The sequence below is a fragment of the Marinifilum fragile JCM 15579 genome, from assembly GCF_001310955.1.
Classification (GTDB): Bacteria; Bacteroidota; Bacteroidia; order Bacteroidales; family Marinifilaceae; genus Marinifilum; species Marinifilum fragile.
Window position 1 is genome coordinate 1 of the sequence record NZ_BAZX01000051.1, and the last position, 11,749, is coordinate 11,749.

Consider the following 11,749-nt stretch of genomic DNA (forward strand, 5'->3'; position numbering starts at 1 on the left):
ACACTTTAATGAACAGACCCTCAGAACTCACTGCAGGTATTTCCGCACTGTGCGGAATAAATTTCCCGGCGTGCGGAAGAATCACCTTGCCGTGCGGAACAGATTTCCTTGCGTGCGGAAGAGCCACCTTGGTGTGCGGAAGCACTTCCCATATGTGCGGAAAGGGTACCTAGGCGTGCGGAACAATTTTTTAGTGTGCGAAAGCACTACCTTTATATGCGGAAAGGATACCTATGTGTTCGGAACCATTTCTTTTGCACTCGGAAACTTCCTTTTGGAAGGCAATGGATAAGGTGGTGGCAACTCCCTGTTTTTAATTCGATCTAAAATTTCTTCTACCATCCAATCATTTCCTAAAGGATCGTACTTTGCCTTTAAAGAAGTACCAAACATTGCGGCAATAGATTGCCAAAACACGGCTGTTACCGATCCTTTTAACTCCTTTAAATGATAATAACTACTATTTCCAGATTCTCGATCAATCAGCTTCATTAATAGCTTTCCCTGCGAAATCTTCAGTTTCATTAAAGGCTTTTTGTACTCTTTCATCAAGCCTTTGTATTCTTTCCGGATTAATTTTCTGCGTTCCTTTTTACTATGAATATTTTTCAATTGTTCATTCAAACGAAGAATGGTATTATTGGCTTCCTCAGCATAAGGATACACGATTCTTACGTTGCGAACCGTACGCCAATACTTACGGGTACTGCGATAGTGTTTTCTTTTTCGTTTCTTGTATCTCTTAACATTGATTTCGTCAAGATTTACATGCAAATTGGTATCTGCAAAAACCACAGTATCCAATACCAGATTGGTTCTAAGTTCAGCACAAGTTTTTGCATTTGATTCTGTACCCAACAAAATCAAAATACTACCCATTATTAATATGCCCAATCCAACTAATCGCTTCACAATTCAAAGTTAATCTTTCTATCTTTAAAGAAATTACCAAAACATACCATCATGAAAAAAATTATCCCCTTATTTCTATTACTGATTTTTTCAATAAATACTAATGCTCAAGATCGAATAACAGGATTCAATTTCGCAACACGCTCAGAAGTAATTGCCCAAAATGGAATGGCCTGTACCAGTCAACCATTGGCCACACAAGTTGCACTCGACATACTTAAATCAGGTGGAAATGCGGTTGATGCTGCCATAGCTGCCAATGCAACTTTGGGTTTAATGGAACCAACGGGATGTGGAATTGGTGGTGATATTTTCGTAATTCTTTGGGATGCAAAAACTAAAAAACTTTACGGATTGAATGGAAGTGGGCGGTCACCAAAATCACTTACACTCGAATATTTACAGCAAAACACCAACGGAAAAATCCCTGCCTATGGCCCACTCCCTGTTTCAGTTCCCGGATGTGTAGATGGCTGGTTTACCATTCACGAGAAATTTGGAAAGATGGACATGAAAGAGATTCTTCAACCAGCCATTCGATATGCTCGAGATGGTTTTCCGGTAAGCGAACTCATCGCTTATTACATGAATCTTTCATCTCAAAGATTGAAAAAATATCCTGGCTTTGCAGAAACCTATATGTCAAATGGTAAAATGCCCCAAAAGGGAGAAATATATAGAAATCCATATTTGGCAAATACCTACGAAAAAATAGTAAATGACGGACGCGATGCTTTTTACAAAGGTGATATCGCCAAAACCATTTCCCAATACATCAAAAAGCAAGGTGGGTTTCTTTCTTACGAAGATTTGGCTTCACACAAATCAGAATGGGTAGATCCTATTTCAATAAACTACAGAGGATATTCGATTTGGGAATTGCCTCCTAACGGACAAGGAACTGCTGCGCTTCAAATTCTAAATATCTTAAAATACTATGATATTGCTAAAATGGGATTTGCATCGACAGATTACCTGCATACATTTATCGAAGCAAAGAAATTGGCATTCGAAGATCGTGCAAAATATTACACCGATCCTGATTTTTCAGAAATACCAATAAAGGAATTAATTTCAAACGAATATGCACAGGAGCGTAAAGCCTTAATCGATCCCAATAAGGCTGCAAGAGAATATCCTGCTGGAGAATTGGAACAAGGCAATACCATTTATCTTACCGTTGCCGATAAAGAAGGCAACATGGTATCATTAATTCAAAGTAATTATCGAGGAATGGGATCGGGAATGACACCTGATGGACTTGGATTTGTTCTACAGGACAGAGGAGAACTTTTTAGTCTGGATGCAGGACATGCCAATGTTTATGCTCCTGGTAAAAGACCATTTCACACCATCATTCCTGCCTTTATTACAAAAGACGAAAAACCATATATCAGTTTTGGTTTGATGGGCGGTGCCATGCAACCTCAGGGACATGCTCAAATCGTAGTTAACCTAATCGATTTCGGTATGAATCTTCAGGAAGCAGGAGACGCACCGCGAATTCGTCACGAAGGTTCATCACAGCCTACCGGCACAAAAATGAAAGATGGTGGTTGGGTAAATCTTGAATCAGGCATCCCATATCAAAACATACGAGAGCTTATGCAAAAAGGACATAGTATAAAATACAGCATTGGTGGATTTGGTGGATATCAGGCAATAATGTTTGATGAAAAAAATGGAGTATATTACGGAGCTTCCGAGTCTAGAAAAGATGGTCAGGCTGCTGGTTACTAAAACTTGCTTAATTACATATTATTTACATAAGTGTCATTTTTAATTAAACATACACAAACCTCCTATTTGTAAAGATTAATAGGTATTTGGGGAGATTTTAAAAAACATGAAATTTACTTAAGACTATTTTTTGGGATGCACTTAATTTTTACTTCTTTTGCAAATCACAATATAGTACAACAAACAAGTTAAAAAAAGACATAACAGATCGGGCATGACTAAGTATGTAGAATTAAATGTTAGATCGGAGATTGGTGAATTAGAAGGAGTAATCCTTCATACTCCGGGTGCAGAAGTCGAAAATATGACTCCTGAAAATGCCGAAAGAGCACTTTACAGCGATATATTGAACCTTGCTGTTGCAAGAGAAGAATACAAGCAACTAAGCAGTGTTTTAGGAGAAATTGCACAAACTTACCAGGTTAAAGATCTTTTGGCTAACGTTCTAAAGAACGACAAAGCAAAAGAAGCTGTTATTGATAAAATTTGCCTAATGGAACCTCAGGTAGGTATTAAAGGCAATACCTATTGTATTAAAGATTATTTGTTGGATCAGGATGCAACCGAATTGGCTACTCTTTTAATTGAAGGGGTACCACTAAAGCGCGATAACCTTACCAAATTTTTGAGTAAGGAGCGTTTTGCAATGCGTCCGCTTCACAACTTCTTCTTTACCCGCGATGCTTCAATGTCGGTATTGAACGAAGTTCTGATTGGTAAAATGGCTAATGGTGTTCGCGATCGTGAATCACTAATCATGCAATCAATTTTTGATTATACTCCGGGTTTTAATACAAAAACTGTAAATCCAATCGATAATCCATCAGTGGATCCGAATTGTATGATTGAAGGTGGCGACGTTCTAATCGCTCGTGATGATATCTTAGTGATTGGGAATGGGACAAGAACTACAACGCAAGGTATTGATTTTATTCTTGCTCAGTTATTATCGCAAAAAGAAGAAAAACAACGTCACATTTTGGTACAGGAATTACCAAGTCAACCAGAATCATTCATTCACCTTGACATGGTATTTACACTACTTGATGTTGATAAATGTATGGTATACGAGCCATTAATCATGCGACCTAACAAGTATCAAACTGTACACATTACCATCCAAAACGGAAAAGTGCTTGATATTAGAAGAGAGAACAATCTTCTTGAAGCATTGAAAAAATTAGGCATGGATCTTAAACCGATTTTCTGTGGTGGAAATGATGATCCTTGGAACCAGGAAAGAGAGCAATGGCACAGTGGTGCAAACTTCTTTGCTGTAGGTCCTGGTAAAGTTGTTGGTTATGGTCGAAATATCCATACAATGGAAGCGATGAACAAGAATGGATTTGAAATTCTTCGTGCAAAAGATATCATTCGCCATAAAGTTGAACTTTCTGATTACGAAAAATATGTAATTACCATTGAAGGTTCTGAACTGCCTCGTGGTGGTGGTGGTGCACGATGCATGACTATGCCGATTCGTCGTAAACCAGTTAATTGGTAAGAAATTACACAAAATACCATATAAAGGAATCCCATTCGGATTCCTTTTTTTATTTTTGTTCCGCAATAAAGAATACAGAACAATAAAATGAGAAAATTAAAGAATAGCGAATTAGATCGCAAAAGCATAGAAGAATTTAAAGCATCAGATAAAACCCCAATTATCATTGTATTAGATAATGTTAGAAGCCTAAATAATATTGGTTCTGTATTTCGTACTTCGGATGCACTTTTAATCGAAGCTGTTTATTTATGTGGCATTACAGCAACTCCTCCACACAGAGAATTGCACAAAACTGCATTGGGAGCAGAAGATTCGGTACAGTGGGAATATTTTAAAAACACCGAAGATGCCGTTGCAAAATTAAAGGAAAATGGATTTGATATTTACTCGGTAGAACAAGCCGAGAATAGCATATCTCTTGAAAATTTCGAGATTGATGCTAGTAAAAAATGCGCATTAATTTTCGGAAATGAAGTGAAAGGAGTACAACAAAAAATTGTTGATGCCTCAGACGGATGTATTGAAATTCCTCAATTCGGAACCAAACACTCCTTTAATATTTCGGTAAGTTGTGGAATTGTTCTTTGGGATTTGTTCTCGAAAATGAACTATCAGAAATAGCCTAAATATTAAATTCTAAAGTAATAATCGTTCCCGGAAAAGCCTTCTCATACTGTTTTGAGAAGGTTCGTTGTTTTACTTGTTTCCAAACTGCAGTTCCAGACAAGATCTGAATCTTACCTTGATTTTGTTGCACAAATTGCCTGATGGTAAACAAACCAATTCCCTTGTGATCACCCTTAAATGTTGTAGTACCACTTTTTACAGCCCATTCCACGGCTGCTATCGGATGATTGATAGAAGATATATCTACAAATGATTTTCCTTTGTTGACAATGCTAACAAATAACTTTTTGTTGTATACCGAGAAATAATGCGATATAAAAACCTCGCGGCAGTTACTATGAACAAAGGCATTTCTAAAAACCTCGGCAACACAAAGCTGTATTGCCATTTTCAAATGTTGATTTAAGCTAATATCCGGTCTTTCAGGAAAGATTTTGGTCTCCAAATACTCCGACAACGCCTCTTCGTCAGAACTTGTAAAATTCTGGCATTTGATTAAATGCTTCCATAAATTTTTCTTGGCAGCACCATTAACCAATTTTTTTGTATTAAATAAGTTGGCAATTGGCTCCTGAATACCAATGAAGCGCGGCTTGTTTTTTTTCTTCTCCAAACTAGAAATCAAACAACCCAAAACAGAGAACAAGTTAGATTCAATGACCTTGGTTTCCTCAAAATTAAATACAATTTCTTCACCGTAGCATTTTTTTGTTCGATGATATAAATCGGTAAAAAACACTACGCCCTGAAAGTTATTTGCAAGCTTTTGAGGAATTGTAATCTCCATCTTTTTATCCTTGTTTAAGTCCTAAATAAGAATCGTCTAAGATAAAAAAATAGAATAAATATTTTAGGTATATATAATAAAAAAGCGATCCTAAAAAGGATCGCTTTTCATATATCTTGTAATTCTTAATTACTCAACGATAGCTTTGAATTTAGCATCTTCAAATACTTTAGCAAATTCCATATCAGACTTAGCTACTGATTTTAAAGAAGCATCTTTAGCTACTGCAGTTTCAAGGTTAGTGAAAACTAAGTTATTGTTATCAGTTCTCGCACCTACAACAGCTTTTAGGTAATATACCATTGCAGCATCGCTAGTGTTAGCGTTTAATTTTTCAAGAGCTACATTGTTTTTACCAGCTAAAATGTTAGCTAAAGCAGCGTTTACTGAAGGACAGTCACCGAAGTGCTTCACTGCAGTATCGTAATCCGCTTTCATGATAGCAACAATACCTTGGTTATAGTTAACTTCTTTACCAGCTCCAGTTGCAGCACCAAAAAGAACTTCAGCTTCAGCAACGTTACCATTTACTAACTCAACAGCACCTAAGTTGTTTTTAACAACTGGGTTGTTAGCAGAAATCTTGTCTGCTTTTTCGAAGTTAGATTTAGCGTCAGCTACTTTACCCATACCGAATAATACCATACCAGCATCGTTATAACCTCTCCAGTCTTTAGAGAATTGTTTCTTAGCTGATTCGTAAATTTTCAATTTATCGTTAGCAGACTCAACTAAAGTAGCAGAATATAATAATTCTTCAACGTTTAGTTCAGATGGGTTATTCAAACCAAGATCTTTCAATTCAGCGTCAGTTTTACCAATAAGGTCAACGTTAACAGTGAATTTAGCTCTTCTTAATTTAGGAAGTACTTCTTTCTTAACATCGTCGAAAGCTGCAGAAATGTTTCTGATTTCTTTTTCACGTACTTCAGGATCTGAGTACATAGAAAGAACGCGTAGAATCAATTCTTTATCTTGAATGTTAGAAGCTTTCATTAATTTTTGGAAACCTTCCCAGTCTTCTGGAGTAACTTTAGATTTGAAGAAATCATCAGCTGCATACTCAGCCATTTTAGCTTTCTTCATTTCTTTCTTGATGTATTTAGAAGAAGAAACTTCACGCTTACCAGCTAATTTTTCGTTCCAATCTTGCTTACCATCTGGAGATGCATATGCAGAAACTTCAACACCTTTGTATTCCTTCTTTTCGTCAGCTTTAACTACATCTAAGTAAGCTTTAAGAGCCTTAACATCTTCAGCTTTCATTTCTGACCAACGAACTTGAGAGCTGTTGATTAGGTAGTGAAGATCTGCCTCTTGAGTTTCTGGAATAATTCTTTGGAAAGCATCTTTACCAACGATGTTCATTGGGTTATTTTGTACCAAAGTAGCAGTAGCAACTACACCATCAGCAATTTTGTAAGGATCGAATTCTACTGATTGCTCACCTTTGCTAGCAGTCATTCTAACTTCTAAATCAGAAATTCTCATTGCTTGCTCGTAAGGAACTTTACCAGTGTAGGTAATAGTTTTTCCAGTTTCAAAAGGAACTACAGTATTGTTTCCTTGAACTTTCTCGCCTTGTAAAGTTTTTGATGGGAAAGCTTTTTCACCACCTTCGAACTTAAGAACAGGTGTTGCAACAAGAACGGCTTTTTTATTAAAATATCCGCCAGGAATGTTAACAACAACTTTTACATCAACCATATCAGCATGTGCTTCTAAAACTTCAGGAGTCACCTGATACTTGATATCGCTTGCTTCTTTCTTCATCTTATTAAGGCCAGCACAGCTTGTAAGTACCAATCCTGCTAAAGCCAAAGAAGCTAAGGAAATAACCTTTGATCTTTTCATAACAACTACTTAATTATTTTAACTTTTAAAATTATATTCTAGTTCAAAAACAAATTTAAGAAAATTTTATGCAAATTAAATTTATTCAGTCTTTTTATTTGATTTTTCAGGGCTTTCAGAGAATTATCCTATTTAAGCCTGATTTACATTGAGTTTCGAAAATCGCCTTGGTAATTTTCTCATAATCACTCTGTTGGTTAACAAAGTCTACATCATTGGTATCAATCACCAAAAATTTAAGATCTTGTTGTTGTTTAAAGAACTCAAAATAACTATCCTGTATCTTTAAAAGATATTCAGCGGTAATCTCTTGTTCATACTCTCTTCCTCGCTTTTTGATATTCGATAAGAGCTTCTCAACATTGGAGTGCAAATAAACATACAAATCGGGCTTAGGCAAGGAGTTATAAATGATATGAAAAAATTGACGATACAATGTATACTCATCATCCTGAAGAGTCTGCTTAGAGAATATCAAGGATTTCATGAAATAGTAATCCGAAATGGTAAAAGATTTAAACAAATCACGCTCGCTTAATTCTTTCTTTAGCTGATTGTATCTATCGGCCAAGAACGACATTTCCAATGGAAAGGAGTATTTCTCAGGATCTTTATAAAATTTTGGTAAAAATGGATTTTCAGCAAACTGCTCTAATATCAGTTTAGCATTGCGCTCCTCTGATATTTTATGTGAAAGAGTCGTTTTTCCGGCACCAATATTACCTTCAATTACAATAAAATTATAATCCATTAAAAATGTATTTGCGTTTTTGGAGTCATAAAAATAGAAAATGAAGGGCAAATATCAGGCTTTTTTAAAAAAAGAAAGAGCCAATTTTGATAAAAAATATCAAGATCAACTCCTTTATTTTTTAGTCTGTTATTTTTGAGTAAGTTACAAAAAACTTACAATTGCTTTCCGTTTCGTTTACATTCTCCATCCTTTCTATTACCCAAAATGTTACCTACAATCATCCCAACGCCAGCGCATAGGAAAAATATGGTTGGATTAAAACTGTAAAACATTCCATAAGATAACAGCAAGCCAAAAACGACTCCAACCAAAGCAAATATGGCTGAGTAGGTATAAGTAAAATGATGAATTTGATAAACTCCGTGTTGATTTTTCAGATGCTTTAACAGTTTTTCAACACGCTTTTCGTATTCACTTCTGTTCACCCCTGACTTGTTAATCAATCGGTCCAAGTCATCAATGATATTTTCCAACTCTGCTTTTGCATATTTACAATCCAAACAAGAAGTTTGACTATCCAAAAGTTTGGCAATACGTTTCAATTTCTCAATCTGATAAAATCGAAAATCTTTTATCGATATAAAATCATTTGCTTGTTGATCTACTTTTTTAGATATCTGATCTACCCAATTGTTTTCCATCTTTTCCTTTTATTTACATTGCTAAAATAGGCAAAGCATATACAAAAAAAAATCCCGGGAATAATTTCCCGGGATTAAGAATAAAAATATCTCGATTATTTATTTTCTTCTTTTTTCTTTCTTTCAGGCTTTGGTAATAATACTTTTCTTGAAAGCTTAAGTTTACCTGATTTAGCGTCGATATCAATCAACTTCACTTCTACTTCCTGGCCTTCTTTCAACACTTCATCTACAGTTTGTAGTCTTCTGTGTTCAATTTCAGAAATATGAAGTAATCCATCCTTACCTGGAAGAATTTCAACAAATGCACCAAAAGTTACAATTGATTTTACTTTCCCTTTGTAAATCTCACCTACTTCAGGAACTGCAACAATGCCTTTAATTCTTGCAACTGCAGCATCAATTGATTCTTTGTTGTCAGCAGAAATATCAACTACTCCTTTACCGTCTATTTCTTCAATTACAATAACAGCACCTGTTACTTCTTGAATTTCCTGAATGATTTTTCCACCAGGACCGATAACAGCACCAATCATATCTTTTGGAATATCCATAGAAACGATGCGTGGAGCGTGAGGCTTCAAGTCTTCTCTTGGTACCTCAATAGTTTCACTAATCTTATCTAAAATATGAAGACGACCTAGACGAGCTTGCTCAAGAGCTTGTGCCAATACTTCATATGGAAGACCATCAACTTTAATATCCATTTGAGTAGCTGTAATACCATCTCTGGTACCAGTTACTTTAAAGTCCATATCTCCCAAGTGATCTTCATCACCAAGAATATCCGAAAGAACAGCATATTTTTCAGCACCTGCAGTTGAGATCAATCCCATTGCAATACCTGTTACTGGCTTTTTAATTTGGATACCAGCATCCATCAAAGCCAAAGTTCCAGCACAAACTGTTGCCATAGATGAAGAACCATTTGATTCTAAAATATCAGATACAACACGGATAGCATATGGCGAATCAGCAGGAATCATACCTTTCAACGCACGATATGCCAAGTTTCCATGTCCAACCTCACGACGGCTAATACCACGTGAAGCACGAGCATCTCCAGTTGAGAATGGAGGGAAGTTATAGTGAAGAACAAACTTCTCTTTTCCTTGATACAATACATCATCAACAATCTTCTCATCAAGCTTTGTTCCTAATGTTACCGATGTTAAAGACTGTGTTTCTCCACGGGTAAATACCGCAGATCCATGTGCTCCTGGAAGATAATCAATTTCTGACCAGATTGGGCGAATCTCCTCAGTCTTACGACCATCCAAACGCAATCTATCTTCCAACACCATATTTCTTACCGCATCTTTCTCCACGTCGTGGTAGTAACGGCCAATTAAAGACATATTAATTTCAGATTCCTCTTTTCCTTCAGAGTACTCAGCAACAAATTCTTCTTTAACTGCTGCAAAATCTTCAGCACGTTGGTGCTTATTTGCATTCTTACGACGTGCAACTTCAAGTACCTTATCGTAAGTTTTGTCAATAATTAACTGACGTAATTCTTCGTCATTTTCTTCATGACAATATTCTCTCTTTTCAGTTTTACCAACCATCTCAGTCAATTCAATCTGAGCCTGGCACTGAATTTTAATGGCATCATGAGCTACTTTGATAGCTTCAAGCATTTCTGCTTCTGAAACTTCATCCATCTCACCTTCAACCATCATAATATTTTCCATAGTAGCAGCAACGATCATATCAAGATCTGCAGCTTTTAATTCTGTACGAGTTGGGTTAATTTTGAATTCACCATCAACTCTTGCAACACGCACTTCTGAAATTGGCTCTAAGAATGGAATATCAGAAACTGCTAACGCAGCAGATGCAGCCAAACCAGCTAATGCATCAGGCATAGTTTCGGTATCAGCAGAAATCAAGTTGATAGATACGAATGTTTCTGCGTGATAATCTTCAGGAAATAATGGACGTAAAGCACGGTCCACAAGGCGGGATACTAAAATTTCGTAATCAGAAGGTCTTCCTTCACGTTTCATGAAACCTCCTGGGAAACGACCCAATGCACTAAATTTTTCTTTGTAATCAACAGACAAAGGCATAAAGTCAACATCAGGTTTTGCGTCCTTAGCGGATACTACTGTTGCCAACAACATGGTCTTACCCATTTTTACTACTACAGATCCATCAGCTTGCTTTGCTAATTTCCCTGTTTCAATTGTGATGGACCTTCCATCACCTAATTCAATTATTTTTTCGATCACTTTCATCTTTTGTAGTTTATTTCAAACTTCTTATTGGATAAGCAACAAGGTGTCGCCAATATATAAAAAGCAATCCCGATTACTCGGGATTGCTTTAATATGATATTATTTACGAATATTTAAAGCTTTAATAATAGCTCTGTATCTTTCAATATCTTTTGCTTTTAAGTAATCAAGAAGGTTTCTTCTTTTACCTACTAGCAATTGCAGTGCACGTTGGGTACTGTAATCTTTTCTGTTTTTCTTCAAGTGCTCAGTTAAGTGAGCGATACGGTAAGAAAACAAGGCAATCTGAGATTCTGCAGTCCCAGTGTCTTTGTTAGACTTCCCGTACTTTTCGAAAAGCTCTTGCTTTTTCTCTGCTGATAAATACATAATACTTATTTTAAAATTTAAATTGATTTAAAAGATTGCTTTTCACAATCAATTCGCAAAATTAACTAATATTTTCTACAAAGCAATTTATCTGAAGAAAAACATCCATTTAATTTTACTGTGAATTAGTGCAATAGCTGATTTTTTATTAATGGGAAATAATATTCCTCTCCCAACATTAGAGTTTAATATTCTACTCTAGACTATCAAAGCCATAAATACATATAGCTCAGCATACACTTACATCTTAAAAAGATAATCAATTTGAATGTAATTTCTATAAGGGGAGGTGAGAATATTTTTTATTGAATTTTAAGC

10 protein-coding genes are annotated in these 11,749 nt (G+C 35.9%); 3 read left to right on the forward strand and 7 right to left on the reverse strand.

Features of this window, described 5'->3' with window-relative positions; genetic code table 11:
• Nucleotides 1-231 precede the first annotated feature (231 nt).
• Nucleotides 232-912 carry a DUF4294 domain-containing protein gene (locus tag JCM15579_RS19445; protein WP_157471569.1) on the reverse strand — a complete coding sequence of 227 codons (681 nt, stop codon included), beginning with the start codon at nucleotides 910-912 and terminating at the stop codon, nucleotides 232-234.
• 51 nt (nucleotides 913-963) lie between these two features.
• On the opposite strand from JCM15579_RS19445, the gene ggt reads away from it, so the two are divergent.
• The 3 genes from ggt to JCM15579_RS19460 all read left to right on the forward strand — a co-directional run bounded on the left by ggt (nucleotide 964) and on the right by JCM15579_RS19460 (nucleotide 4,780).
• Complete coding sequence (gene ggt, locus JCM15579_RS19450; RefSeq protein WP_054722905.1) at nucleotides 964-2,652, forward strand: gamma-glutamyltransferase; 1,689 nt, start codon at nucleotides 964-966, stop codon at nucleotides 2,650-2,652.
• Nucleotides 2,653-2,866: 214 nt separating this feature from the next.
• Nucleotides 2,867-4,156 (forward strand): arginine deiminase, encoded by a 1,290-nt coding sequence (locus JCM15579_RS19455; protein ID WP_054722907.1) that lies wholly within the window; start codon nucleotides 2,867-2,869, stop codon nucleotides 4,154-4,156.
• Between the two features lie 87 nt (nucleotides 4,157-4,243).
• The gene (locus JCM15579_RS19460) at nucleotides 4,244-4,780 is read left to right on the forward strand and encodes an RNA methyltransferase (protein WP_054722909.1); all 537 of its coding nucleotides are present in this window, start codon (nucleotides 4,244-4,246) and stop codon (nucleotides 4,778-4,780) included.
• Nucleotide 4,781: 1 nt separating this feature from the next.
• Here JCM15579_RS19460 and JCM15579_RS19465 read toward each other — a convergent pair whose 3' ends face one another.
• The 6 genes from JCM15579_RS19465 to rpsO form a co-directional block, all read right to left on the reverse strand.
• Nucleotides 4,782-5,573 (reverse strand): ATP-binding protein, encoded by a 792-nt coding sequence (locus JCM15579_RS19465; RefSeq protein WP_054722911.1) that lies wholly within the window; start codon nucleotides 5,571-5,573, stop codon nucleotides 4,782-4,784.
• 129 nt (nucleotides 5,574-5,702) lie between these two features.
• Nucleotides 5,703-7,427: a tetratricopeptide repeat protein gene (locus JCM15579_RS19470; protein ID WP_054722913.1), complete on the reverse strand. Its 1,725-nt coding sequence runs from the start codon at nucleotides 7,425-7,427 to the stop codon at nucleotides 5,703-5,705.
• Nucleotides 7,428-7,542: 115 nt separating this feature from the next.
• Nucleotides 7,543-8,178: a deoxynucleoside kinase gene (locus JCM15579_RS19475; protein WP_054722915.1), complete on the reverse strand. Its 636-nt coding sequence runs from the start codon at nucleotides 8,176-8,178 to the stop codon at nucleotides 7,543-7,545.
• A gap of 155 nt (nucleotides 8,179-8,333) precedes the next feature.
• Nucleotides 8,334-8,822: a hypothetical protein gene (locus JCM15579_RS19480; protein WP_054722917.1), complete on the reverse strand. Its 489-nt coding sequence runs from the start codon at nucleotides 8,820-8,822 to the stop codon at nucleotides 8,334-8,336.
• Between the two features lie 95 nt (nucleotides 8,823-8,917).
• Nucleotides 8,918-11,062 (reverse strand): polyribonucleotide nucleotidyltransferase, encoded by a 2,145-nt coding sequence (gene pnp, locus JCM15579_RS19485; RefSeq protein ID WP_054722919.1) that lies wholly within the window; start codon nucleotides 11,060-11,062, stop codon nucleotides 8,918-8,920.
• A 99-nt stretch (nucleotides 11,063-11,161) separates the two neighbouring features.
• Nucleotides 11,162-11,431: a 30S ribosomal protein S15 gene (gene rpsO, locus JCM15579_RS19490; protein ID WP_054722921.1), complete on the reverse strand. Its 270-nt coding sequence runs from the start codon at nucleotides 11,429-11,431 to the stop codon at nucleotides 11,162-11,164.
• Nucleotides 11,432-11,749 lie beyond the last annotated feature (318 nt).

Bases quoted from the DNA above. Each gene is read 5' to 3' on its own strand.
- ggt (WP_054722905.1), top strand. From the start codon at position 964: ATGAAAAAAATTATCCCCTTATTTCTATTACTGATTTTTTCAATAAAT.
- JCM15579_RS19455 (WP_054722907.1), top strand. From the start codon at position 2,867: ATGACTAAGTATGTAGAATTAAATGTTAGATCGGAGATTGGTGAATTA.
- JCM15579_RS19460 (WP_054722909.1), top strand. From the start codon at position 4,244: ATGAGAAAATTAAAGAATAGCGAATTAGATCGCAAAAGCATAGAAGAA.
- JCM15579_RS19465 (WP_054722911.1), bottom strand. From the start codon at position 5,573: ATGGAGATTACAATTCCTCAAAAGCTTGCAAATAACTTTCAGGGCGTA.
- JCM15579_RS19470 (WP_054722913.1), bottom strand. From the start codon at position 7,427: ATGAAAAGATCAAAGGTTATTTCCTTAGCTTCTTTGGCTTTAGCAGGA.
- JCM15579_RS19475 (WP_054722915.1), bottom strand. From the start codon at position 8,178: ATGGATTATAATTTTATTGTAATTGAAGGTAATATTGGTGCCGGAAAA.
- JCM15579_RS19480 (WP_054722917.1), bottom strand. From the start codon at position 8,822: ATGGAAAACAATTGGGTAGATCAGATATCTAAAAAAGTAGATCAACAA.
- pnp (WP_054722919.1), bottom strand. From the start codon at position 11,062: ATGAAAGTGATCGAAAAAATAATTGAATTAGGTGATGGAAGGTCCATC.
- rpsO (WP_054722921.1), bottom strand. From the start codon at position 11,431: ATGTATTTATCAGCAGAGAAAAAGCAAGAGCTTTTCGAAAAGTACGGG.